Genomic DNA, 23,558 nt, shown 5'->3' on the forward strand with positions numbered 1-23,558 from the left:
GGCGGAGCCGGTGGATGACGGCGGGTCGCCTCTCCGACAGATTGTGCTCCGACACCACCACCTCACCGGCGAGGACGACGATTTCGTCCCGCATTCACCGCGCGGGGCTGGTCCGGCGGGCCCGGCGGTCCGATGCTGGGACGGCGACACCGGCACCCCGGGGGGACCGACGATGGCTGACGTACCGCACATGCGCACACCGGGCTCGCTGCCCCGGCACCAGGCCGGAGCACCTGTCGGCCCGTCACTGGAACTGCTGGTGCACGGGGTCGGCGGGGCCACGCCCGAGCGCATGCTGGAAGACCCGCGCACGGTGCGGGTCACCGGCGACGACACGGCCGGAATCCACCGCCGGGCCGAGGACGCCGAGGCCGAGCGCCGCCGCGGGCACGGTGGCCGCCCGGTCCGGGAGGCCTACTGCTGGTCGGGTCTCACCTCGGGTGACGGGGCCCGCGCCCTGTGGCTGGTCCTGCTGCCGTTCATGATCGTCAACCTGGCGCACTGGATGCGCCCCGCGGCGCCCCGCGGTCACCCGGCGCACCGCCTCTACTCCGTGCTCGTCCGGCTCACCGCGCTCTCCCTGACGGTGCTGCTCACCGCTGCGGCCTGCGAAGTCGCCCTCGATCTCGTGGCCTGGCAGTGCGCCGGCTCGGCGGGCTGCGCGGACGGCGCCTCCTGGCTGGCGTTCCTCGCCGAGAGCGACGGCGGCTGGTGGAGCCTGCCGGGCCGCCGCCTGGTCGTCGCCGCCGTCGTGCCCCTCGCCGTCACCGCGCTGCTGTGGTGGCTCTCCCGCCGCACCTGGGGGGAGTACGAGTCGGTCACCCCACCCGCCGCCGACGCACCGGCGGCGGCCGCCCAGGCCGCGCGGGAGCAGGACGGACGGCAACCGCTGAGCCTTCCGGGCTTCTGGTACGGCCGCCGCCTCGTGGCCCGCCTGCGCGCGGCCCACACCGCCGCGTCCCTGCTCACGGTCGCCACCGCCCTGCAGGCGGCCGCGGCCCAGCACGACGCCGGACACGGCGGGGTGCTGCGGACGACGGGGCTCGTGCTGGCCGCGCTGTGCGCGACGGGCTGGGCCGCCGTGGGCGCGGTGGTGGTCCGGCGCGGCCGGAGCGAACGCCGCACCGACGACCGGATCGAGACGCTCTGCGCGCGGCTGCTGCCCTGGGCCGCTCTGGCCCTGCTCGGGCTGACGGCCGTGCACACCGGCTGGGACCGGACCGGCTGGCGGGCCAGCGCCCAGCTCCCCGGCACCGGGTACTTCGGCGCCTCCACCGTCGTGCAGGGCGCACTCGTCCTCGCCCTCGCCGCCACCGCCCTCGTGCTGCACCGGCGGGCACCGGCCGGGCGGCGCAGCGCCCTGCACGGCCTGGGCGGGCCGGCGGTCGCCCTCCTGGCCTGCGCCCTGGGGGAGTTGATGAGCGGCGGTGTCGCCCAGCGGGTGGCCGAGGCGCTCGGCCCCGGCTCGTCCGCGGACCGGCCGGGCGCCGAGATCGCCGGCCCGCCGGTCGTGCTGACGTGGCAGGCCGCCGTCATCCCCGTCGTCGTCCTCGCCGTGGCCGTCTTCGCCGCCGTCTGCGCGGCCCGGGTGTGGCGGCTGGGACGACGGCTGGTCCCGGACGTCGCCCGGGGATACCCCGACGAGGACACCGCCCGGCTGCCACGCCGCAGCGCCCGCATCGCCGCCGCCGTCGCCCGCGCCGGCGTCACCGACCAGGGCCCCGTCCTCGTCGGAACGGTCGCCTCCCTCACCGCTCTGCTCGGCGCGGCGGCGGTCGCCGGCGCCCTGGTGAGCGGCGACGTCCCGCAACGGGCCCTGGAGGGCGCGCCGCCGCCGCTGGCCGCGACCGCCGACCTGGCCCAGGGCGTGGGCTCCTGGCTGATGGGCGGGCTCGTCCTGCTGCTCCTCACCACCGGCCGCCGCGCCTACACCGATGCCGGAGCCCGCCGCACCGTCGGCATCCTGTGGGACGTCGGAACGTTCTGGCCGCGCGCGTCGCACCCCTTCGCCCCGCCCTGCTACGCCGAGCGGGCGGTTCCCGACCTCACGTGGCGGATGCGCACCTGGACCGAACTGACGGGGGGCCGGCTCGTCATCTCCGGGCACTCGCAGGGCAGCGTGCTGGCGGCTGCGGCCGTGTGGCAGCTCGACCCGGAAACCCGCAGCCGCGTCGCCCTGCTGACCTACGGCTCACCGCTGGAGCGGCTCTACGGGCGCTGGTTCCCCGACTCCTTCGGTCCCGCACCCCTCCGGTCGCTCGCCGGGCAGGTCGACCACTGGCGCAACCTGTGGCGGCTGACGGACCCGATCGGCGGGCCGGTCAAGGTGGCCGACGTCGACCGCGGTCCCCTGCCGGACCCGCGGAGCTTCGGGCGGACGCTGCACGACCCGCTGCTCGCCCCGGTCCTGGGGCACAGCGACTACCACCTGGATCCCTGCTTCGCCGACGAGCGGGCGGAGCTCCTCGCCCGGCTCGGCACCCGGCGCCGCCCGGCCTGCCGCACGTCTCCCGGGGCCCCTCGCCCGCCCCGGGCCCGGACGGCACCCGGGCCGGTGGCGGAGGACGCCGGGCGCGAGGCCCGCCGCGAGGCGGCCGGGGAGAGCCCGCCCGAGGGCCGTTCCGGGGGCGGGGAGCCGCCGTCCGAGGAGGACCGGCCATGAACCCGTCCCCTCCGCGCCCACGCGCCGGGAACGCCGGTGCGGCCCGGGCGGTCCCGGCGGTCAGGGCAGGGCCGGCAGGTCCTCGGCGTACAGCAGCGTCAGCTCCTCCGTGCTGGGGTCCGGCAGCCCCGCCACCCGGCCCGCGTGCCGCTCGACCATCGCCTCGAAGGTCTGCCGGGCGGTGCGGCCGTTGCCGAAGGACGGGCCGCGCGGCACGTTCTCGAAGTACTTCAGGAGGGCCTCCGCCGTGCCGTCGCCGAGGTGGTACTCGTGCTCGTCGGCCTGCTGCTCGACGATGTGCAGCAGTTCGTCGGCCGTGTAGTCCCCGAACGCGATGGTCCGGGAGAAGCGCGAGGCCACACCGGGGTTGACGGCCAGGAAGCGCTCCATCTCCGCCGTGTACCCGGCGACGATCACCACGACCTCGTCGCGGTGGTCCTCCATCAGCTTGACCAGGGTGTCGATGGCCTCGCGGCCGAAGTCCCGCCCGGCGTCCTCGGGGGAGAGGGCGTACGCCTCGTCGATGAACAGCACGCCGCCCCGGGCCCGTTGGAACGCCTCCTGGGTGCGCTGGGCCGTGGAGCCGATGTGCTCGCCCACGAGGTCGACGCGGGAGACCTCCACGAGGTGACCGCGTTCGAGGACCTCCAGGGCGTGCAGGATCTCGCCGTAGAGCCGGGCCACGGTGGTCTTGCCCGTCCCCGGCGAGCCGGTGAACACCAGGTGGCGGCGGACCGAGGCCGCCTTGAGCCCCGCGCGCTGCCGCCGGCGGCCGACCTCGATCATGTCGGTCAGCGCCCGCACCTCGCGCTTGACGCTCTCCAGCCCGACGAGGGCGTCGAGTTCGGCCAGCACCTCCGCGGCCGGGCGGGCCGCGGGCCGCGGCGGTGCGTCCTCCGCGGTGGCCGTGCCCGTCGCCGCCCCCGGGGCCGCGGCCGTCGGCGTGCCCGCCGTGAGCGCGGGGGCGGGCAGTGGCACGGGCGTGAGCAGGCCCACCCCGCCTCCGGCCTCCGTCCGCGCGGGCTCCGGTCCGGCCGCGGCGGCCGTCTCGTCGCTGGTGCACTCCTCGGCCCGCGGGCCGTCCTCGGCGAACTCGTAGCCGCCGCGTGCGCAGCGCTCGGTACGGCAGCGGCTCAGCGTCGTCCGGCAGCCGTCGATGATGTGGAACCCGTAGCCGCGCGAGCCGGTCACGCGGCACCGCGTGAACGTGCCACGGCCCTCGGCGGAGACGTAGAAGCCGGCCTCGGAGGGGCTCGTGACCGTGCAGTGGTCGAGGACGGGGTCGGCGCCCTTGGTCACGATGACACCGGTGGCCGCGCCGTCGATCGTGCAGCCGGCGAGCGTCCCGCCGCTGCCGTGGTCGCGGAACCACGCCCCGGTGGACGCCTCCCGGATGCGGCAGTCGTCCAGCTCCACGGTGGCGCCGTCGCTGACCGACACGGCGGTGCCGCGCACCTGCGTCAGATCGCTGTCGACCACGTCGGCGCGCGAACCGCGGTCGAGCACGAACAGCGCGTCGGGAACGGTGTGCACGCGGCAGGCCTCCAGGACGGCCGACGCGCCGTCGCTGACCCAGACCGCGGGGTAGTCGCCGGTGCTCTCGTGGATCTCGCAGTGGTTCGCGTCCACGCGGGTTCCCGGGTCCCACACCGACAGCCCGTTGCGGCCGAAGCGGCGCACCGACGAGCGGACGAGCGTCAGCACCGAACGGGACCGCAGATCGACGGCGTTCTCCGGGATGTCGTGGATGTCGCAGTCGGTGAGGATGAGGACGGCGTCGGTGTCCAGCGTCAGGCCGTCGGACGTCGTGCGGTGCACGTGGCAGTCCGTCAACTGGCCCAGGGCCCGCGCCGTGACGTGCACCCCGCTGCCGCGCACCTCGTAGAACTCGCAGCCCACGGCCTCCACGGCGGTGTTCTCACCGCTGAGCGCGAGCCCCGCCCCGCCGGTGTGGTGCACCCGGCAGCGGTCGAGCCGGGGGTGGGCGGCCCCGCGTATGTCGAAACCGGCCTGCCCGGCCGCCACGATCTCGCACTCCTCGAACAGCCCGCCCGCGGCCCCGGACAGGGCGATGCCGACGCCCGCCGGGTTGTCCACGACGCAGCGCCGCACGGTGGGACGCGCGCCGCCGCGCACCTCGATACCGCTGGCCGAGCGCGTCACCACACGCAGCGCGGTCAGTTCGGGGGTGCCTCCGGCCCCCTCCTCCACGAGCAGGGCGGGCGCCGACTGGTCCTGCCCCTCGATCTGGAGGTCCCGGACGTCGGCGGGGGCCCGGAGGGTCAGCGGCACGCCGTCGGGCGGGCTGATACGCACCGAACCGGCGCCGGCCCGCTCGGGGCCGCGCAGGGTGATGGCGTGTTCGATGACCAGGTTCTCGCGGTAGGTGCCGGGAGCGACCGTCACCACGTCTCCGTCGCCCGCGACGTCGAGCGCGGCCGCCAGCGAGGAGAAGTCCCCGGTGCGGCGCCGCCACCGCGACGTGCTGGTGTACGTCACCTGGACCGAGCCGTGAGCCATGGACCGTCGTGCCCCAAACCTCGTGCGATGCGTGCGAGAGCGCGTCGCCCACGGGGGAGCGGCGCAGGGTCCGCCGACGCGGGCGGCGGGGCACCACCGTAGCGTGTAACCGCGGTGTGCCCGACACGCGTTCCCCCTGGACAGACACCGCCCGGCCGGGCACCGGTGGCGTCATCGGGCGCCTGGGCGAGCGCCCTGGCATGCGCCGCATGCGCCCCCCGTGCAACCAGCGGGGATCCGGGTGGTGTTGGGCCGAACGTCACAGCACGTCACCGCCGGGGGTTTCCCGGTCACGGACGGTGGATATGCGTCGGATTGGTGTGAGGCGATACCCGGTTCACCAGATCCGTATTCACGCCGACCGCGATTCTTTTGAGTGATTGCCGCGCTCCTTCCCGGCTGGTTAGTTTCATCGCGCACGGCGGGCGGAAGATCGCCCGCGCTCACATTCATGGGTATTGATAGGTGGTGTCCTGCGTGACGACTTCGGTCGATCCGATCGAGACGCGTTCCGGCAACAACGGCTCCGACACGCGGCTCAGCCTCGCCACGGCCGCGGCGCGGCAGCTGGCGACGACGACGAAGACGCCGCCGCAGATGCAGGGCATCACCTCGCGGTGGCTGTTGCGCGTCCTGCCCTGGGTCCAGGTCTCCGGCGGCACCTTCCGGGTCAACCGCCGCCTGACGCACACCCTCGGGGACGGCCGGGTGGAGTTCACCAGCACCGGCAGCGAGGTCCGCGTCATCCCCGGGGAACTGCGCGAGCTACCACCGCTGCGCGGCTTCTCCGACCCGGAGGTGCTGGCCCACCTCGCCGACCGCTGCGTGCAGCGCGACTTCGGTCCCGACGAGGTCATCGTGGAGGCGGGCACCCCCGTCGAGCACATCGTGCTCATCGCCCACGGCAAGCTGCGCAAGCTCGGCGCGGGCCTCTACGACGAGGCGTCCGCCCTCGGCCTGCTGGCCGACGGCGGCCACGCCGGCTCCCGCGAGGTGGCCGCCCAGTCCCCGGGCACCTGGGACGTCACACTGCGGTCCGTCACCAGCGGCACGGTCCTCCTGCTGCCCGGGGACGCCCTGGCGCAGGCCGCCGAGCGCTCCTCCGACCTGCGCGAACACCTCGCCGCCTTCCGCAGCGCCGTCCCCGGGCAGCGCAACACCGAGGGGGAGAAGGCGATCGAGCTCGCCGCCGGCCACGAGGGGGAGCCGGATCTGCCGGGCACCTTCGTGGACTACGACGTCGCGCCGCGCGAGTACGAGCTGAGCGTGGCGCAGACGGTGCTGCGGGTCCACAGCCGCGTCGCCGACCTCTACAACGAGCCCATGAACCAGGTCGAAGAGCAGATCCGGCTGACCGTCGAGGCCCTGCGCGAGCGCCAGGAGCACGAGATGGTCAACAACCGGGACTTCGGCCTCCTGCACAACGCCGACCTCAGCCAGCGCGTGCACACCCGCACCGGTCCGCCCACCCCGGACGACATGGACGAACTCCTCGCCACCGTGTGGAAGGACCCGAGCGTCATCCTCGCGCACCCCAAGGCCATCGCTGCCTTCGGCCGGGAGTGCAGTCGCCGCGGGATCTACCCCTCGACCTTGGACGTCCAGGGGCACCAGGTGCCCGCCTGGCGCGGGGTGCCCGTCCTGCCCTGCAACAAGATCCCGGTGACGGCGCAGGGCAGCAGCTCCATTCTGGCCATGCGCACGGGGGAGAAGGCCCAGGGCGTCGTGGGGCTGCATCGCGCCGGAATTCCCGACGAAATTCAGCCGAGCCTTTCCGCGCGATTCATGGGAATCAACGAGAAGGCCGTTATCTCGTATCTCGTCAGCGCATATTTCTCCGCCGCGGTACTCGTTCCGGACGCCCTGGGAATTCTTCAGGACGTGGAAGTGGGCAACTGATGTGCTCCGGCTCGACACCCCACCGCCCGCGAACGAAGGCTGACGCGACATGACGACACCCCACACGACGGAACTCACGAGTCTCGCCACCGGTGCGGCCCGGCAGCTGGCGACGACGACGAAGACGCCCCCGCAGATGCAGGGCATCTCCTCGCGCTGGCTGCTGAAGATCCTGCCCTGGGTCCAGGTGTCCGCCGGCACCTTCAGGGTGAACCGGCGCCTGTGCCACACCCTCGGCAACGGCCGCGTGGAGTTCCTCGTCACCGGTACCGAGGCCCGCGTCGTCCCGGCGGAGCTGACCGAACTCCCCGCCCTGCAGGGCTTCGAGGGCAGCGACGAACTCTCCGCTCTGGCCGACCGCTGCGTCCAGCGCGAGTACGGCCCGGGGGAGCTCCTCGCCGAAGAGGGCCGGCCGGTCGACGAGGTGCTCCTCATCGTCCACGGCAAGATCGGCAAGCGGGCCGCGGGCGCCTACGACGACGAGACCGACCTCGGCCGCCTGGCCGACGGAGAGTGGGCGGGTGACGAGGCGCTGAGCGGTGAGCCCGGCACCTGGGGCCACACGCTGCACGCCCTCACCCGCTGCACCGTGCTGGTGCTGCCCCTGGCCGAGGTCCGCCGCGTCGCGGAGAACTCCGAAGCCCTGCGCGAGCACCTGGCCGGCAGCTCGCGGCCGGCGATCCCCCGGCAGAACAAGCGGGGTGAGGCCGACATCGCCCTGGCCTCGGGCCACCAGGGGGAGCCGGATCTGCCGGGCACCTTCGTGGACTACGAGATCGCGCCGCGCGAGTACGAGCTGAGCGTGGCACAGACGGTGCTGCGGGTCCACAGCCGCGTCGCCGACCTCTACAACGAGCCGATGAACCAGGTCGAGGAGCAACTGCGGCTCACGGTCCAGGCCCTGCGCGAGCGCCAGGAACACGAGATCGTCAACAACCGCGAGTTCGGGCTGCTGCACAACGCCGATCCCCGTCAGCGTCTGCACACCCGCTCCGGGCCGCCCACGCCCGAGGACCTGGACGACCTGATCTCCCGGCGCCGCAAGACGCAGTTCCTCCTGGCCCACCCCCGCACCATCGCGGCGATCGGCCAGGAGTGCAGCGCGCGGGGAATCTACCCGGCGCAGACGGAGGTGGACGGGAGCACGGTGCGCGCCTGGCGCGGCATCCCGCTGCTGCCCTGCAACAAGATCCCCATCAGCCCCGCCAACACCAGCTCGGTCCTCGCCATGCGGGTCGGGCAGGAGAACCAGGGCGTCGTCGGCCTGCACCAGGCGGGCATCCCCGACGAACTGGAACCCAGCCTCAACGCCCGGTTCATGGGCGTCGACGAGAAGGCGATCATCTCCTACCTGGTCAGCGCCTACTTCTCGGCCGCCGTCCTGGTCCCCGACGCCCTCGGCATCCTGGAGGACGTGCAGTTGTAGGCATCCGAACGTGTGGTGGTCCCGGCAGCACGGCCGGGGCCACCACGCCCCTTCCGCTCAGGCTCCGGGCTCCGGCCAGCGCCACTCCGACACCTCGGGCAGATCCGTCCCGTGCTCGCGCACCCAGGCCCGGTGGCGGTTGCGGACATCGGCCATGTCCTGCCGCACCCCGCAGGCCCGCGCGGCGAGCCCGGGAATCCGGTCGATCACGTCCATCATCAGGCGGTACCGGTCCAGCCCGTTGCGCACCACCATGTCGAACGGCGTGGTCGTCGCTCCGGACTCCCGGTAGCCGTGGACATGGAAGCGATCGTGCGCGGCCCGCCCGTGGCTGATCCGGTGGATCAGCCACGGATAGCCGTGATGGGCGAAGACGACGGGGCGGGAGCCGGTGAAGACGGCCTGGAACTCCCGCTCGGTCATGCCGTGCGGATGCCGGTCCGCCGGGATCAGCCGTGTCAGGTCGACGACGTTGACCAGCCGCACGGCGAGCCCGGGCAGCCGGTCGCGCAGCAGGGACGCCGCGGCGAGCGCCTCCTCGGTCGGCACGTCCCCCGCGCAGGCCAGGACGACGTCCGGCTCCCGCGTGCCGTCCTCCGTGCCGGCCCACTCCCACACGCCCACGCCCCGGTCGCAGTGCGCCCGTGCCTCCGCCGGGTCCAGCCAGTCGAAGCACGGCTGCTTGCCCGCGACGACGACGTTCACGACATCGGTGCTGGAGAGCACCTGCTCCGCGACGCACAGGAGGGTGTTCGCGTCCGGCGGGAGGTAGACGCGTACCACCTCGGGGCTCTTGGTCAGCAGGTGGTCGACGAAGCCGGGGTCCTGGTGGGAGAACCCGTTGTGGTCCTGCCGCCAGACGTGCGAGGTGAGCAGATACGTGAGCCCCGACACCGGCATGCGCCAGGCGACCGCGCGCGCGTTCTGGAGCCACTTCGCGAACTGGGTCGCCATGTCGGCCACGATTCCGGCGAACGCCTCGTAGCTGGCCAGCACCCCGTGGCGCCCGGTGAGCAGATAGCCCTCCAGCCACCCCTGGCACATGTGCTCCGACAGCACTTCCATGATCCGGCCGTGCGGTCCCAGATGCTCGTCGCCCGGGCGGCTCTCCCCCTGCCAGGCCCGCGGGGTGGCGGCGTAGACCGCGTCGAGCCGGTTGGAGTCCAGCTCGTCGGGTGAGAAGACCCTGAAGTCGCGCCTCTCGGCGGAGGCGGCCAGCACGCGCCGCAGCAGTCCGCCGAGCACCCGCGTCGGCTCGTGCCGGGTCGCGCCGCGGCCCTCGCCCGGCACGCTGAACGCCGCGAGTTCGGGCAGGGGGAGCGAGCGCCGCAGGCGGCCGCCGTCGGCGTGCGGGTTCGTGCCCAGCCGCAGATCCCCGGGCGGCACGCAGGCGAGCACCTCGGGCCGGGGACCGCCGTCCGGCGCGAAGAGTTCCAGTGGCCGGTAGGAGCGCAGCCACCGCTCGAGCCGGCGCCGGTGGTCCCGGTCCTCGCGGACCGAGGAGAGCGGGATCTGGTGGGCCCGCCAGGTGTCCTCGATCCGCACACCGTCCACGGTGTACGGCCCCGTCCAGCCCTTGGGGGTGCGCAGGACGATCATCGGCCACCGCGGCCGGGCGGCGCTCCCCCCGCCGCGGGCCGCGCGCTGGGCGGCGTCGATCCGGTCCGCCGCGTGGTCCAGGGCGGCGGCCAGCTCCCGGTGCACGGCGAGCGGGTCGCTGTCGGGGCCCGCCGTCACGAAGAGCGGCTCGTGGCCGTAGCCGCGCAGCAGCTCGGCGAGCTCCGCCTCCGGGACGCGGGCCAGCACCGTCGGTCCGGCGATCTTGTACCCGTTCAGATGCAGGATCGGCAGCACCGCACCGTCGTGCACGGGATCCAGGAACTTGTTCCCGTGCCACGCCGTGGCCAGCGGCCCGGTCTCGGCCTCGCCGTCGCCGATGACGCAGACCGCGAGCAGGTCCGGGTGGTCGAACGCGGCACCGTAGGCGTGGGAGAGGCAGTGCCCGAGCTCGCCGCCCTCCTGGAGGGAGCCGGGCACCTCGGGCCCGGTATGGCTGCCCAGGCCGCCGGGACGGGAGAACCGGCCGAACAGCTCGGCCATGCCCGCCGCGTCCCGGGCGAGGTCGGGGTCCCGCTCGCCGAGCGAGCCGTCCAGCCAGGCGCCGGCCAGCACGCCGGGTGCGCCGTGCCCGGGGCCCCAGACGCACAGCGTCGGCCGCTCACGCTCGGTGATGAGGCGGTTGAGGTGGGTGTAGACGAGGGTGAGCCCCGGACACGTGCCCCAGTGGCCCAGCAGCCTGGGCTTCACGTGCTCGGGGCGCAGCTCCTCGTGGAGCAGGGGATTGCCGGTCAGGTACAGCTGCCCGGCCGCCAGGAAGTTCGCTGCGCGCCAGTGCGCATCGAGCTGCTCGCAAGCACGTTCGGTGAGACGATGGGAGTTCGTCATGGGCCCCTCCGGCCAGGGTGCGCGTCTCGGCCTTCCCCGAGGGCGGGTTTCCGCGCTCGCGCCGCTCACACTCCGGCGTCCGCCGCATCTCGCAGCGTGTGCCGACCGGGGGTCCGGCGGATCGCACCTGGCCGGTGACGCGAGGAGGAGCGGCGATGAGGACCATGACCGGACTGCTCGGTTCCCTGCCCCGGGAGCTGAGCGAACGCCTCCGCGCACTCGGCCGGCCGGTGTCCTTCCCGGCCGGTGTGCGGATCTTCGAAGAGGGCGCCAGGGCCGACCGGTTCTGGATCATCCACACCGGTTCGGTCACCCTCGACCAGCACATCCCGGGCCGGCGCCCGCAGCCCGTGGAGACGGTGGGCCACGGGGAGCTGCTCGGCTGGTCCTGGCTCTACCGCCCCTACACCTGGCACATGGGGGCCGAGTCGGGCAGCCCCGTGCGCGCCCTGGAGTTCGACGCGGCCGAGGTCCGGCGCCTGTGCGAGGAGGACCACGAACTGGGCTACGCGATGGCGCTGGCCGTCGGCGAGGTCATCTCGGAGCGCCTCCAGCGCTCCCGGAGCCGTCTCATCGAGACCTTCGCCCACGGAGGCCTCGGCTGACCTCCGGCGGTGAGGCGCCCGGCCGGGCCCACCGGACGCCTGCCGCCCTCGCCGTGCCCGGCGGACCGGCGTCAGCCGAGGACCCGCAGCTCGTCTCCGCTGCGTACGCGGCCCGGGTTCTCGGGGATCAGGTTCTGCCCGAACGCCAGGAGGTCCCCGAAGCGGCGGTGGCGGGCCAGGGTGCGCAGCGGCTCCTTGCCGCGCTCTGCGGTCCGCTGGTCCGTCGTTGTGACCACGCACCGGCCGCACGGCCTGGCCACCCGGAAGCCGACCTCGCCGACGCTGATCCGCTTCCAGCCGTCCTCGGCCCACGGCGTGGTGCCCCGCACGACCAGGTTGGGACGGAAGCGGCTCATCGGCAGCGGCCCCTCGTCCGCGTGGTCCCCCTGGGCGATCAGTGAGTTCAGCGCGTCCAGCGAGGCGACGGTGGTGAGCAGCAGCGGGTACCCGTCGGCGAAACTGACCGTGTCCCCCGGGGCGCCGAACTCCGGGTCGACGGGGCGGTCCCGTTCCGGCTCCCCCATCCACACCAGCCGCGCGGGCTCCCCCAGACAGCGCGACAGCCAGGCGTCCGCCGCCGGCGCCGCCGAACGGGCCCGAACCGCCGAGCCGAAGACCCGTACCCGGGTCACCGCTCCGGCCGGCCCGGGTGCGTCCACCGCGAGCTCCGGCATGCCGGGGGCGGCCAGCACCACGCCGCCGTCCGCCCGCAGGCGCGCCGTGGCGAGGGCCAGGCCCGGGGCGTCCCGCTGGGTGAGCTGGCGTCCCTCGCGGCCGACCGCCATCCAGCGGCGGTCGCCCGCCAGCCCCCACGGTTCGACGACGGCCTCGTCCAGGGCCGTGCCGGTGAACGACTTCACCGGGTAGACGTGCAGCGCTGCGAGTGTCGGCGTCGGCATGCCCGCCATCCTGCCAGTCGCCCCGGACGAGCGGGAGCGTCAGGTGGGGGCGGGCGGCCTCAGTAGCCGGGGCTGGGGTGCTGCCGCCCGTACGGGTCGCTGTACAGGCCCGGCGCCGGCATCTGCCGGGGCGCGGCGGGCCGGGGGGCGACCGGCCGCATCTGCGGCTGCTGCGCGTACGGCTGGGCCGGAGCCGGGGCAGGCGCGGCATGCCCCGGCTGTGGGCCGGGGTAGCCGTACCCCCGCTCCCCGGTGTTCTGCTGCGGCACGTACGGCGCGGGTGCCTGCTGAACGGGGGCGGGCTGCGGCGCGGGCTGCTGTGGGTAGGCGTAGCCGCGAGGCGGGACGGGCTGTGGGCCGGGCCCTGCCGTGAGCGCGGGCCGGGCCGCGGGCAGGGCGGGGAGGTTGCCGCCGGTGTCGTAGGCGGCGGGCACCCTGATGGGGGCTATCTGCGGGGTGCCCCGCTCGGCCACGAGGCTGTCGTAGATCGGGGTGTCAGCAAAGGCGGGCGCACCGTAGTAGCCACCGCCGTAGGCGCTGCCGGGGGAGGTCATGCTCCATAAGTTAAGCCGAAGATGTGCCCTGTGAGGAGCCTGGTAAGGGGGACTTTTCGAGCGCCGTCCGTGACGGGCCCTGCTACATGCGAGCGAAACCCAACAAACCGGTCAATTTGCCTCGTTGAGATGTTGTGAAGCGGGCCTTCCCGGCACGGGAAACGCCGGGCGCGGCGTGCCGTGGGGACCCGCGACCGGGGGCCGCCGTCCGGCTTCCGGTGCTCGCGCCGCCGCACCGGGCGCCTCGGGATTCGCGATTTCCACGTACGCTTCTCCGCGTGAAGATCGCGCTTGTTGACTCGGGGATCGGGCTGCTGCCGGCCGCCGCGGCGGTGCGCCGCGCCCGCCCGGACGCCGACCTCGTCCTGTCCAGCGACCCGGGTGGCATGCCCTGGGGTCCGCGCAGCACCCGCGACATCGCCGACCGAGCCCGGGCCTGCGCACGGGCCGCCGCGGCGCTCGGCCCCGACGCGCTGATCGTCGCCTGCAACACGGCCTCCGTGCACGCCCTGCCCGCCCTGCGGGCCGAGCTGGAGCCGGCGCTGCCGGTCGTCGGCACGGTTCCCGCCGTCAAGCCGGCCGCGACCGGCGGCGGCCCCCTCGCGGTCTGGGCCACCCCGGCCACCACCGGCAGCCCCTACCAGCGACGGCTCATCGCGGACTTCGCCGACGGTGTCGACGTCACCGAGGTCCCCTGCCACGGTCTCGCCGACGCGGTGGAGCGCGCCGACGAGGCAGCCATCGACGCAGCCGTGCGGGCCGCCGCGGCTCTGACCCCGCCCGGAGTGCGGTCGCTCGTGCTCGGATGCACGCACTACGAACTGGTGGGTGCCCGGATCCGGCAGGCCGTCCTCGGCGCCGGCGGCCGCGAACCCGTCCTCTTCGGCTCGGCGGACGCCGTCGCGGCACAGGCCCTCCGCCGCGTGGGCGACGCCGGCCCCGCCGCCGCGTCCGCCGCGCCCTCGCTCGTCGTCCTGCACGGAGGACACCCCGCGGAGCTGACCGAGGCGGCGCTCGGCTATCTGGAGGGCCGCGGCCTGGCGGCGGTCAGCCCCGCCTGACCGGGACGACGGCGGGCCGCACCGTACGCTCACCGCATGGCCACTCCCGAATTCATCCGTGAGCTGCGCGCCGCCGTCGGACAGCGGCCGCTCTTCCTCGCCGCCGTGACCGCGATCGTCCAGGACGACGCCGGGCGCGTCCTGCTCGGCCGCCGCGCCGACTCCGGCCGCTGGGCGGTCATCGGCGGCATCTGCGAACCGGGGGAGCAGCCCGCCGAGACCGCCGTGCGCGAGGTCCACGAGGAGACGGGCGTGGACTGCGTCGTCGAACGGATCGTCCTCGTCGAGACGAGGGAGCCGGTGCGGTACCCGAACGGCGACGTCTGCCAGTTCCTCGACATCACCGTGCGCTGCCGTGCCGTGGGCGGCCAGGCGAGGGTGAACGACGACGAGTCCCTGGAGGTCGGCTGGTTCGACGTCGACGCCCTCCCGCCCCTGGAGGAGTTCGGGCGCTTCCGGATCAAGCAGGCCGCGAACGAGGGTCCGGCCTGGTTCGCCCCGGCCGGCCCGCTTCCCGAGGCTTCCCCGGGCGTACCCGACTAGAGCTTGCGGTAGGTGTAGGCATCCTCCGCCGCGGCCACCACGGCAGCCGGGTCGGCACCCGCCGAGGCCGCGACGACGGCGGCCACCGCCCCCTCGACGAACGGCGCGTCGGCCAGCCGGGCGCCGGTGGGCAACTCCTCCTCCACTAGCAGCGTCCGCACGGTCAGCACGGCACTGCCCAGATCCGCCAGCAGCACCACTCCGGCGCCACGGTCCGCCCGGGCGGCGCAGGCGGTGATGAGTTCGGCGCTCGTGCCCAGCCCGCCGTCCGGGGTACCCCCGGCCGCCACGACCGGGGCCGTGGCCCCGCCCGCCGCCAGCCGGGTCGCGAGCCGGGCGACGGAATCCGCCACCTCGCGACTGTGCGAGACGAGCACGACCCCCACCAGCGGCTGGTCAGCCATCCCGGACCTCCCCGGTGTCCGGCGCCGGCCCGCCGCCCTGTCGCCCCGTGCGGGCCAGGGCGGCCAGCAGCAGGGCGGAGGAGGCCGCCCCCGGGTCCTGGTGCCCGACGCTGCGTTCGCCGAGGTAGCTCGCCCGGCCCTTGCGCGCCCGCATCGGCACCGTCGCCTCCGCACCGCGTTCGGCGGCGGCGGAGGCGGCCTCCAGCCCCTCGCCGAGCGCCGCCACGGCCGGGACGAGGGCGTCCAGCATGGTCTTGTCCCCGGGGGCGGCGCCGCCCAGCCGGGAGACGGCGTCCACCCCCGCCCGCAGCGCCGAGGCGAGCTCGGCGGGCCCCACCTCGGGAGCCTCGCCCAGGGCCTTGCCCGTGCGGCGCAGCAGCGTCCCGTACAGCGGCCCGGAGGCGCCGCCCACCGTCGAGACCAGGGTGCGGCCGGCCAGCGCCAGCACGGCTCCCGGGCTGGCGGGCCGCTGCTCCCCGACCGCCGTGACCACGGCGGTGAACCCGCGCCGCATGTTGGTTCCGTGGTCGGCATCGCCGATCGCCGAGTCCAGCTCGGTCAGCCGGTCGGCCTCCGCGTCCACGGCCGAGGCCGCCTCCGTCAGCCAGCCGCGGAAGAACGCGGCGTCCATGGGCACGTGCCCCGCCTCCTGACCTCCCACGCGGCCGTCACCTGCCCCAGCGCAGCGCCGGGGTGGACACCGGTGCGTCCCACAACCGCAGCATCTCCTCGTCCACCTGGCACAGCGTCACCGAGCAGCCGGCCATGTCGAGCGAGGTCACGTAGTTCCCGACGAGTGTGCGCGGAACGGCGACGCCGCGTTCGCCCAGGGCGCGCTGCACCTCGGCGTTGAAGCCGTACAGCTCCAGCAGCGGGGTTCCGCCCATGCCGTTGACGAGGACGAGCACCGGGCCGTGCGGCCGGTGCTCGGCCAGCAGGGCGTCCACGGTCGCGTCGGCGATCTCCCCGGAGGTCATCATCGGCCGCCGCTCCCGGCCCGGCTCCCCGTGGATGCCGATGCCCAACTCCAGCTCGCCCTCGGGCAGGTCGAAGGTGGGACGGCCCTTGGCGGGCGTCGTACACGCGGTCAGGGCGACACCGAAGCTCCGGCAGGACGCCGCCACCCGGCGGGCGATGCGCTCCACCCGCTCCAGCGGCGCGCCCGCCTCCGCGGCGGCGCCGGCGAGCTTCTCCACGAAGAGCGTGCCGCCCGTCCCGCGGCGTCCCGCGGTGAACGTGCTGTCGGTGACCGCCACGTCGTCCTCCACCAGCACGCTGGCGACCTGGACGCCCTCGTCCTGCGCGAGCTCGGCGGCCATCTCGAAGTTGAGCACGTCCCCGGTGTAGTTCTTGACGACGAACAGCACGCCGCGGCCGCTGTCCACCGCCGCCGCGGCCCGCGCCATCTGGTCGGGTACCGGTGACGTGAAGACCTCACCCGGGCACGCGGCGTCCAGCATCCCGGGGCCGACGAATCCCGCGTGCAGCGGTTCGTGGCCGCTGCCGCCGCCGGAGACGAGCGCCACCTTGTCCAGCACGGGGGCGTCGCCCCGCAGGACGACCCGTTGCTCCACGTCCACCGTCAGCTCCGGATGGGCCGCCGCCATGCCGCGCAGCGCGTCCGCCACCACCCGTTCGGGCACATTGATCAGTTGCTTCACCGCGAGGCTCCCGTCCAGTCCCTGGCGTCCCGGTCACGGGCCACACTTCCACCCGGGCGGCCGCCTCACCACAGCACCACGCAGCCCCGCCGCACGAGTTCGCCGAGCGCCCGGGAGCCCTCCCCGCCTTCCGTCAGCGGATTCCAGCGCAGGTCGAGCTTCTCCAGCCGGGGCAGCTCCGCGAGCCACTCCGGCAGCTCCCGCACCCGGTTCCCGCGCAGGTCGAGGCGGGCCAGCCGCGGCAGACCCCGCAGGACACCGGGTACCGCCTCCAGCCGGTTGTTCCGCAGGTCGAGCAGGCGCAGCTCCGCCAGGCGGCCGAGGGGGCCGGGCAGCGTGCCGAGGGCGTTGTCGCCGAGCCACAGCTCCCGCAGCCGCCCCAGTGCGCCGACGGACGGGGGCAGGGCCGTCAGCCCGCAGCCCCGGGCCCGCAGTTCGACCAGCCCCGCCATGGCGCCCAGCCCGTCCGGCAGCCGGGTCAGGGGGTTCTCGCCGACGTTGAGGTACGCGAGCGAGGCCAGCCGCGTCAGGGTGTCCGGCAGCGAGCGCAGCCGGTTGTCGTGCACGTAGAGGAAGCGGTCGAGGGCGGGCAGCGCGCCGATCTCCGCGGGCAGCTCCGTGAGGGCGTTGTGCCCCAGGTCGAGGGTGTGCAGCCGGCGCAGCGCGGCGATGCCCGGCGGCAGCCGGGTGAGGCCGTTGCCCGCCAGGACGAGGGACTCGAGGCCGGTCCGCGCCCACAGGTCCTCCGGCACGCGGCCCAGGCGTGCGTTCCACAGGTTGAGTGTGCGTGTCATTAGGGTGGCAGGGTGTCAGGCGAACGTGATCTGTCGAAACTGCTCAGCGGCATGCGGCCGGAGCTGAACCCGGGCTCCTACGTGTTCACCACCCTCACCGGCCCGCCGCCCGACGGGGTGCGGCCGGTGGCCTCGGTCACCGAGCCCGAGGGCCTCACGCTCGTGCTGCCCCGCCAGGAGGCCGACGCCGCCGGGCTCCACTACGACTACGTGGCCGGGTGGATCACGTTGCGGGTGCATTCGTCCCTGTCCGCCGTCGGGCTGACGGCCGCCGTCTCGGCGGCCCTCGCCGAGGCGGGGATCAGCTGTAACGTGATCGCCGGATACCACCACGACCACCTCTTCGTGCACCACGAGCTGGCCTCCGTCGCCGTCGCCGTGCTGGAGGACCTGGCGGCCCGTCCGCGCTAGTCGGCCGCGTACCATGGGGCGCATGTCGTTCCTCCGCCGCCGTAGTCCTTCCTCGCCCGCCGGTCCGGACTTCGACGTTCTCGCGATGGATCCCGAGGACTGGCCGGGCAACCTCGGGGCCGGGCTGCTGCCCGCCGCCGACGGAAGCTGCCAGGGCGTGTTCCTGCGCTACGACCTGTTCGGCGGCCGCGGCCCTGCCATGATCATCGGCAACCTCCCGGAGGGATCGCCCGCCCGGGAGACGGCGGACGACGAGGTGCCCTTCGAGGTGGCGCAGCTTCTGGCCGCCCTGGAGATGGACGACCCGGTCACCGTCACCGGCACCGAGGACTGTCCCGTCATGCACGAGGGGAACCTGCTCATCGTGCGCCGTGTCACCTGCAGCGAGCGCCGGATCGCCTGTGTGCAGTTCGACCGCAGCGACGGCGTGCTCGTGACGATCGCCAGCTGGGACCGCCCGATCACGGACGACCTCTACCAGCTGCTCAAGCCGCTCCCGGCGGAGCTGTTCCAGCAGAAGTAGCGCCGTCGGCGGCCGTCGCCGAGGCTTCCGCGTCACGGCGCTCCCGCGTCACGGCGCTTCCTCGACCCGCACGTCCGCGGCCCTGACGAAGGCCACCCGGTGGCCGAGCTGGATCTGCCAGTACGCCTCGCCCCGGACCACGACGTGCTGCGCGGGGTCGAACGTCGTCGCGTGGTAGTACTCGCTCGGTGTCCTCGGGCCCGCCGCGTACCGCTGTCCTGCGCGCAGCCGGTAGGGCAGGGGCGCGAGCTCGCGCACCTCGACGCCCTCGGGGTAGGCGGAGGCCTCCGGGTAGGCGCGTCCGTACACCGGAACGGAGTCCCGGCCCGGCGCCGGGGTCACCGTGCGGCCGGCGGAGGGAACCGCCGTCGGCCGCTCCACGGGGTTGTGGAACCACGCCTTCTCGCCCAGGTACCAGATCGCCGTCCAGGCGCCGCGGCGCTCGGCCACGGCGTAGGTCTGGCCGGTCGAGGCGCGGGCGCCGATGTCGCTCACCCCGGTCGTCGCGTGGCCGCCGTCCGGGTGCAGACCGACGTCGCGCACGAGCGGCGCCCCCGGGCCGGGCGCCGTGCGCAGCCGCACCGCGCCCGAGCCGTGGGCGGGGCAGGCCGCACCCGTCCCGTCACAGCGCGTGTACACGGGGCGGTGCGTGGCGTAGTCCGGGGCGATGGTCACCAGACCGCCGTCCGGGGTGCCGGAGGCCGTGAACGGCGCGCCGAGCAGGTCGAAGTAGTGGGCCCAGTCCCAGTAGGGGCCGGGGTCGGTGTGCATGCCCCGGATGGCGGAGGCGGTGACGCCGGGCACGTTGTCGTGGCCGAGGACGTGGTGCCGGTCGAGCGGGATGCCGTACCGCCCGGCCAGATGGCGGACGAGCCGCGCCGACGCGCGGTACATCGCCTCCGTGTACCAGGCATCGGGGTCGGTGAGGAAGCCCTCGTGCTCCAGCCCGACTGAGGTGGTGTTCAGGTACCAGTTGCCCGCGTGCCAGGCCACGTCCTCGGTCTCCACGTGCTGGGCGACGTGCCCGTCGGTGGCGCGCAGGGTGTAGTGCCACGAGACGTACGTCGGGTCCTGGACGAGGGAGACCGCGCCCTCGTAGTAGCCCTCGACGTCGTGGATGACGATGTGCCTGATCCGCTGACCGCGCGGACGGTCGGCCTGGTCGTGGTTGCCGTAGTCCGGCGTCCCGTCGGTGCCCGTGAACTCCTCGTACGGGGCGGGCACCCAGGAGCATGCGAGCGAGGACGGGCAGTCGACCCGTGCCGCGCCGCCGGCCCCGCTCCCGGCCGCCTTCCGCCGGCTCCGGTCGGGGCGCAGCCCCGGGCTCGCCGGGAGGGTCACCCGCTGCCCCGCGTCGGTGGTACGGGTCGCGCCCTCCCGCAGCAGAGCGAAGACCTGCTCGGCGAAGGCCGCTCCGGCCCCGGGCTCTGCGGCGCCGGTGGAGCGGGCCACGGCGTCGAACCAGCGCTGTGGCGGCGCGTCCAGCGGCCTGCCCAGCTCCCGTTGGGCCGCGGCCAGCAGCGCGGCCCCGCCGTGAACGTTGGCCTCCGGACTGGTGCGCAGTGTCGAGGCCGGGAGACCGGTCAGCCGTGCGGCGCGCTCCAGAGTGCGCAGCCGGGCGGGGAGGCGGCGTGGAGCGGGCGCGGCGTGGGCCGCGGCGCGCGGGGGACGGGCGTCGTCCCCACGGGCGTCCTCCTGCTCGGTGTCCCCGCCCTGGTGCGGGGCGGAGCGTGCCAGCGCGGTGCGCAGGTCGGTCAGGTGCATCGGCCCGTAGCCGCCCGAGACGCTGGGACGTCCGGCGTGCTGGTCCCAGCGGGACTGCAGGTACGCCATGCCGAGGAGCACGCTCTCCGGCACGCCGTGGCGCTCGGCGGCTTCCGTGAACGCCGTCTGCAGGGCGTCCGTGCCGTCCCCGCCGGGTGTCCGGGCGGCCACCAGCGGAACGAGCAGGGCCGTGGCGAGGCAGCCGACGAGGGCGCGGCGCAGACGGTGCCGGCCCGACAGGCCGCGGCGGCCGGCCGGGGAAGCGGAACGTGACACGTCGGCCTCCTGACGCGGGCCGGGGTTCGGGGGTGCCCGCGCCTCACAGGTAGCGTCCGGCCGACGGGCCGTCAAACACCGGCGGTGCCGCGCCGCGCACGCGGGCGGCCCGTTGCGGAACGTTTCCGCAACGGGCCGCGGTGCCACGGGCGCCTGGGTCAGCGGGTGCCCACCGCGGCCCGCACCGCCCCCCGGGTGAGTGTCATGTCGTCGTGCAGACGGCGCAGCAGCAGCCGTTGTTCCTCGCCCGCCGACAGGGTGCCCCCGCGTTCGGCCGCCGCGCCGGGCGTCGGGACGGGGCCGCGCATCGTCCGCTGGACCGCGGTCTCGCAGGTGCGGATCTCCTGGGTCAGGACGAGCATGAGATTCACCAGGAAGGCGTCCTGGGCGGCGGGCCCGGCCGCCTGGGCGGCGAGGCTGATCTGACGCCGTGCCATGGGCGCCTCGCCGAGTACGGACCACAGGACGGCCAGGTCGTAGCCGGCCAGGTACCAGCCCGCGTGCTCCCAGTCGACGAGTACGGGTCCGCTCGGCGCCAGCAGGGTGTTGGCCGGCAGGGCGTCCCCGTGGCAGAACTGCCACGCGGCCTGCGGACCGCCGGATCCGTGCAGGACGCCGTGGAGCAGTTTGTGCACGTCACCGATGTCCCGGTCGGTGAGGAAGCCCAGCTCGTGGTAGCGGGCCAGCCGGGCCCCGTAGTCCAGTGGCCGGTCGAAGAGCCCCGCGGGCGGCTGCCAGGCGTTCACCTTGCCGATCGCCCCGAGCACCGCGCGCACGTCGCAGCCCGGCACCGGGTCGGCGGGGTGCCGCTGGAGCGCGGCCGGACGGCCGGGCAGCCGCTCGATGACGAGCGTGCAGCTCTCCGGGTCCGCGGCGATCAGCCGCGGTACCCGGACCGGCGGGCGGTGCCGGACGAACGCCCGGTACGCCGCTATCTCCTGCCGGTACCGCTCAGCCCACGCCGGGGAGTGGTCGAGCAGGCACTTGGCCACCGCCGGGGTGCGCCCGATGTCTCCCACCAGCAGGACCGACCGGCCGCTGCGCCGCAGTGCCTGCACGGGCCGGAACTCCGGGCAGACGCGGTGGACGAGGGCGAGGGCGGAGCGCAGACGTGCGCCCTGGGCACCGGACAGATCGAGCCTCCCGCTGATCGGCTGCCGGACGCCCGGCGCGGCGCCTCCGCGGGCCCGGCGCGAGCGCTCCGGAGTGGCGGCGGTGCCCGTGAAGTACGGCGTCGGTCCGGTCCGGGGCGGGGCGGTCACGGGGGACGTTGCGTGATACATGCGCGAGCCAGATCCCTTCGTGCGCCGACAAGATCGTGCGCTGTCCCGGACCGGCCCCCTTCCGGCGGTTCCGCACCCTGGGGAATGCCGGCCGACCGGTCCGGACGGTGACAGGGCCGGGGCAGCGCACTTCTACACCACACCCCCGCACGGGTGGCAGACCACGTGGCGAACCCTGGCGAACCCTGGCGAATGCTCGCAGCCCCCGGTTGTGGACCGTTACTGTCAACTCAGCCGAGAACCTGGGGGCTTGACGTGAGCAAGGGACCGAACACCCGACTCGCGGAGCTGTTCGAGCTGACCGGATGGTCCAAGGGCGAGCTCGCCCGGACGGTCAACCGGCACGCTGCGGCCATGGGACATCTCCAACTGGCCACGGACACTTCGCGGGTGCGGCGCTGGATCGACCTGGGGGAGACCCCCCGCGATCCCGTGCCCAGGGTGCTGGCCTCGCTGTTCACCGAGCGACTCGGCCGTGTCGTGACCATCGAGGACCTCGGGTTCGGCAGATCAGGCCCCACGGCCCGCAGGCAGTCCGTCGACGGACTGCCCTGGGCCCCTGACCAGACCGCCGCGGTCCTCACCGAATTCACGGGAATGGACCTCATGCTCAACCGACGCGGCTTGGTGGGCGCGGGTGCCGCGCTCGCCGCAGGCTCAGCACTCCACACCTCCCTGCACGACTGGCTGCGGACGGCCCCGGCCCCGCGGACCGCCGTCCGTCCGGCCACCGCCTCAACCGCCGTCTTCGACCACGACGAGATCCCACCGGTCGGCTCCCAGGAGATCGAGGCCCTGGAGAAGTCGGTGGAGGTCTTCCGCGCCTGGGACGCCTCCCGCGGCGGCGGGCTGCAGCGCAAGGCCGTCGTCGGCCAGCTCAACGAGGTCGGGGGGATGCTCGCCGTTCAGCATCCCCCGCACCTCCAGCGGCGGTTGTGGGGCGTGGCGGCCAACCTCTCGGTGCTCGCCGGGTGGATGTCGCATGACGTCGGCCTCGAACCCACCGCCCAGAAGTACTTCGTCCTGGCCGCCCACGCCGCCCGGGAGGGCGGCGACCGGCCGCGCGCGGGTGAGGCTCTCTCCCGGGCCGCCCGTCAGATGGTCCATCTCGGGCGCCCGGGAGACGCGCTCGACCTGATGAAGCTCGCGCGCTCCGGCGCGGGTGAGGCCGTGCTGCCGCGTACGCAGGCCATGCTGCACACCGTCGAGGCGTGGGCACAGGCGTCCATGGGCCAGGGGCAGGCGATGCGGCGCACGCTCGGCGAGGCCGAGGAGCTGTTCGCCTCCGACCGGGGCGACGTCCCGCCGCCCAACTGGATGCAGAGCTTCGACGAGGCGGACCTGCACGGGATGCAGGCGCTCGCCTTCCGCACGCTGGCCGAGCACGACCCCTCCGCCGCCACGACCGCCGAGCACCATGCCAAGCGGGCACTGGAACTGCGCGGAAAGGGCTACCAGAGGTCGCAGATCTTCGACTACATCTCCCTGGCCTCCGCGTGCTTCATCGCCGACGACCCGGAACAGGCCGACCGCTACGCCCGGCTGGCGCTGGTCTCCATCGGGGAGAACTCCTCCCACCGCACGTGGGACCGGCTGCGTGAGATGTACCGGCTGACCGCGCAGTACGCCGACTTCCCGAAGATCGAGAGCCTGCGTGAGGAGATCGAGCACGTGCTGCCGAAGGCCCCGGCCAAGCCACCGGCCGGGGCCGTCAAGAGCCCGGGGAGCCTGAAGGTGTAGGAGCGGCGCCGGTGGGAACGGCCGGGGTGACACCAGGTCACCGCGGCCCGCTGCCCAGGGCGTTGCCGCCCTCGGACGGCGCCCCGCC

The 23,558-nt window shown here is 74.5% G+C and carries 19 protein-coding genes; 9 read left to right on the forward strand and 10 right to left on the reverse strand.

Going from position 1 to position 23,558, the window contains the following annotated elements; genetic code table 11:
- Positions 1–172: 172 nt before the first annotated feature.
- A complete protein-coding gene (locus O7609_RS23575) occupies positions 173–2,662 on the forward strand; it encodes a hypothetical protein (protein ID WP_443072208.1) in 2,490 nt (829 codons plus the stop codon).
- Positions 2,663–2,722: 60 nt separating this feature from the next.
- Here the strand turns inward: O7609_RS23575 and O7609_RS23580 are convergent, their stop codons facing one another.
- Positions 2,723–5,182, reverse strand: coding sequence for a right-handed parallel beta-helix repeat-containing protein (locus O7609_RS23580; protein WP_269744210.1), 2,460 nt, complete (start codon positions 5,180–5,182; stop codon positions 2,723–2,725).
- Between the two features lie 477 nt (positions 5,183–5,659).
- On the opposite strand from O7609_RS23580, the gene O7609_RS23585 reads away from it, so the two are divergent.
- Together O7609_RS23585 and O7609_RS23590 are read left to right on the forward strand one after the other, a co-directional pair.
- Positions 5,660–7,081, forward strand: a complete 1,422-nt coding sequence (locus O7609_RS23585) for a family 2B encapsulin nanocompartment shell protein (RefSeq protein WP_443072209.1) — start codon at positions 5,660–5,662, stop codon at positions 7,079–7,081.
- A gap of 49 nt (positions 7,082–7,130) precedes the next feature.
- Positions 7,131–8,507, forward strand: coding sequence for a family 2B encapsulin nanocompartment shell protein (locus tag O7609_RS23590; RefSeq protein WP_269734985.1), 1,377 nt, complete (start codon positions 7,131–7,133; stop codon positions 8,505–8,507).
- Between the two features lie 57 nt (positions 8,508–8,564).
- Here O7609_RS23590 and O7609_RS23595 read toward each other — a convergent pair whose 3' ends face one another.
- Positions 8,565–10,952, reverse strand: coding sequence for a phosphoketolase family protein (locus O7609_RS23595; protein WP_269744211.1), 2,388 nt, complete (start codon positions 10,950–10,952; stop codon positions 8,565–8,567).
- Positions 10,953–11,107: 155 nt separating this feature from the next.
- Between O7609_RS23595 and O7609_RS23600 the strand changes: the two genes are divergently transcribed.
- Complete coding sequence (locus O7609_RS23600) at positions 11,108–11,557, forward strand: Crp/Fnr family transcriptional regulator (protein ID WP_269734983.1); 450 nt, start codon at positions 11,108–11,110, stop codon at positions 11,555–11,557.
- A gap of 71 nt (positions 11,558–11,628) precedes the next feature.
- Here the strand turns inward: O7609_RS23600 and O7609_RS23605 are convergent, their stop codons facing one another.
- Together O7609_RS23605 and O7609_RS23610 are read right to left on the reverse strand one after the other, a co-directional pair.
- Positions 11,629–12,456, reverse strand: coding sequence for an MOSC domain-containing protein (locus O7609_RS23605; protein ID WP_269744212.1), 828 nt, complete (start codon positions 12,454–12,456; stop codon positions 11,629–11,631).
- Positions 12,457–12,515: 59 nt separating this feature from the next.
- A complete protein-coding gene (locus O7609_RS23610) occupies positions 12,516–13,010 on the reverse strand; it encodes a DUF6643 family protein (RefSeq protein ID WP_269744213.1) in 495 nt (164 codons plus the stop codon).
- Positions 13,011–13,288: 278 nt separating this feature from the next.
- On the opposite strand from O7609_RS23610, the gene O7609_RS23615 reads away from it, so the two are divergent.
- Both O7609_RS23615 and O7609_RS23620 read left to right on the forward strand, forming a co-directional pair.
- Positions 13,289–14,071: a glutamate racemase gene (locus O7609_RS23615; RefSeq protein ID WP_269744214.1), complete on the forward strand. Its 783-nt coding sequence runs from the start codon at positions 13,289–13,291 to the stop codon at positions 14,069–14,071.
- Between the two features lie 36 nt (positions 14,072–14,107).
- On the forward strand, positions 14,108–14,614 hold the full coding sequence (locus O7609_RS23620) for an NUDIX hydrolase (RefSeq protein ID WP_269734979.1): 507 nt from the start codon (positions 14,108–14,110) through the stop codon (positions 14,612–14,614).
- Here O7609_RS23620 and O7609_RS23625 read toward each other — a convergent pair.
- The 4 genes from O7609_RS23625 to O7609_RS23640 all read right to left on the reverse strand — a co-directional run bounded on the left by O7609_RS23625 (position 14,611) and on the right by O7609_RS23640 (position 17,473).
- A complete protein-coding gene (locus O7609_RS23625) occupies positions 14,611–15,018 on the reverse strand; it encodes a PTS-dependent dihydroxyacetone kinase phosphotransferase subunit DhaM (protein ID WP_269744215.1) in 408 nt (135 codons plus the stop codon). The genes O7609_RS23620 and O7609_RS23625 overlap by 4 nt on opposite strands.
- Complete coding sequence (dhaL, locus tag O7609_RS23630; protein ID WP_269744402.1) at positions 15,011–15,649, reverse strand: dihydroxyacetone kinase subunit DhaL; 639 nt, start codon at positions 15,647–15,649, stop codon at positions 15,011–15,013. The genes O7609_RS23625 and dhaL overlap by 8 nt, the downstream gene beginning before the upstream one ends.
- 37 nt (positions 15,650–15,686) lie before the next feature.
- On the reverse strand, positions 15,687–16,679 hold the full coding sequence (gene dhaK, locus O7609_RS23635) for a dihydroxyacetone kinase subunit DhaK (protein WP_269744216.1): 993 nt from the start codon (positions 16,677–16,679) through the stop codon (positions 15,687–15,689).
- A gap of 65 nt (positions 16,680–16,744) precedes the next feature.
- Positions 16,745–17,473, reverse strand: a complete 729-nt coding sequence (locus O7609_RS23640; protein ID WP_269744217.1) for a leucine-rich repeat domain-containing protein — start codon at positions 17,471–17,473, stop codon at positions 16,745–16,747.
- Between the two features lie 12 nt (positions 17,474–17,485).
- Here O7609_RS23640 and O7609_RS23645 point away from each other — a divergent pair, with 12 nt between their 5' ends.
- Both O7609_RS23645 and O7609_RS23650 read left to right on the forward strand, forming a co-directional pair.
- Positions 17,486–17,884, forward strand: a complete 399-nt coding sequence (locus tag O7609_RS23645; RefSeq protein WP_269734975.1) for an ACT domain-containing protein — start codon at positions 17,486–17,488, stop codon at positions 17,882–17,884.
- Between the two features lie 22 nt (positions 17,885–17,906).
- The gene (locus O7609_RS23650) at positions 17,907–18,407 is read left to right on the forward strand and encodes a hypothetical protein (protein ID WP_219089337.1); all 501 of its coding nucleotides are present in this window, start codon (positions 17,907–17,909) and stop codon (positions 18,405–18,407) included.
- 48 nt (positions 18,408–18,455) lie between these two features.
- Here the strand turns inward: O7609_RS23650 and O7609_RS23655 are convergent, their stop codons facing one another.
- Together O7609_RS23655 and O7609_RS23660 are read right to left on the reverse strand one after the other, a co-directional pair.
- The gene (locus O7609_RS23655) at positions 18,456–20,447 is read right to left on the reverse strand and encodes an N-acetylmuramoyl-L-alanine amidase (RefSeq protein ID WP_443072211.1); all 1,992 of its coding nucleotides are present in this window, start codon (positions 20,445–20,447) and stop codon (positions 18,456–18,458) included.
- A 158-nt stretch (positions 20,448–20,605) separates the two neighbouring features.
- Positions 20,606–21,730, reverse strand: a complete 1,125-nt coding sequence (locus tag O7609_RS23660) for an aminoglycoside phosphotransferase family protein (protein ID WP_269734974.1) — start codon at positions 21,728–21,730, stop codon at positions 20,606–20,608.
- A 255-nt stretch (positions 21,731–21,985) separates the two neighbouring features.
- Here O7609_RS23660 and O7609_RS23665 point away from each other — a divergent pair, with 255 nt between their 5' ends.
- Positions 21,986–23,470, forward strand: a complete 1,485-nt coding sequence (locus O7609_RS23665; protein WP_269734973.1) for a DNA-binding protein NsdB — start codon at positions 21,986–21,988, stop codon at positions 23,468–23,470.
- Positions 23,471–23,558: the final 88 nt, after the last annotated feature.

The sequence above is a fragment of the Streptomyces sp. WMMC1477 genome, assembly GCF_027460245.1.
Taxonomy (GTDB): Bacteria; Actinomycetota; Actinomycetes; order Streptomycetales; family Streptomycetaceae; genus Streptomyces.

Excerpts from the sequence above, each read along its gene's own strand:
- O7609_RS23575 (WP_443072208.1), top strand. The coding sequence starts at position 173 with ATGGCTGACGTACCGCACATGCGCACACCGGGCTCGCTGCCCCGGCAC.
- O7609_RS23580 (WP_269744210.1), bottom strand. The coding sequence starts at position 5,182 with ATGGCTCACGGCTCGGTCCAGGTGACGTACACCAGCACGTCGCGGTGG.
- O7609_RS23590 (WP_269734985.1), top strand. The coding sequence starts at position 7,131 with ATGACGACACCCCACACGACGGAACTCACGAGTCTCGCCACCGGTGCG.
- O7609_RS23595 (WP_269744211.1), bottom strand. The coding sequence starts at position 10,952 with ATGACGAACTCCCATCGTCTCACCGAACGTGCTTGCGAGCAGCTCGAT.
- O7609_RS23600 (WP_269734983.1), top strand. The coding sequence starts at position 11,108 with ATGAGGACCATGACCGGACTGCTCGGTTCCCTGCCCCGGGAGCTGAGC.
- O7609_RS23605 (WP_269744212.1), bottom strand. The coding sequence starts at position 12,456 with ATGCCGACGCCGACACTCGCAGCGCTGCACGTCTACCCGGTGAAGTCG.
- O7609_RS23610 (WP_269744213.1), bottom strand. The coding sequence starts at position 13,010 with ATGACCTCCCCCGGCAGCGCCTACGGCGGTGGCTACTACGGTGCGCCC.
- O7609_RS23620 (WP_269734979.1), top strand. The coding sequence starts at position 14,108 with ATGGCCACTCCCGAATTCATCCGTGAGCTGCGCGCCGCCGTCGGACAG.
- O7609_RS23625 (WP_269744215.1), bottom strand. The coding sequence starts at position 15,018 with ATGGCTGACCAGCCGCTGGTGGGGGTCGTGCTCGTCTCGCACAGTCGC.
- dhaL (WP_269744402.1), bottom strand. The coding sequence starts at position 15,649 with ATGGACGCCGCGTTCTTCCGCGGCTGGCTGACGGAGGCGGCCTCGGCC.
- O7609_RS23640 (WP_269744217.1), bottom strand. The coding sequence starts at position 17,473 with ATGACACGCACACTCAACCTGTGGAACGCACGCCTGGGCCGCGTGCCG.
- O7609_RS23650 (WP_219089337.1), top strand. The coding sequence starts at position 17,907 with ATGTCGTTCCTCCGCCGCCGTAGTCCTTCCTCGCCCGCCGGTCCGGAC.
- O7609_RS23660 (WP_269734974.1), bottom strand. The coding sequence starts at position 21,730 with ATGTATCACGCAACGTCCCCCGTGACCGCCCCGCCCCGGACCGGACCG.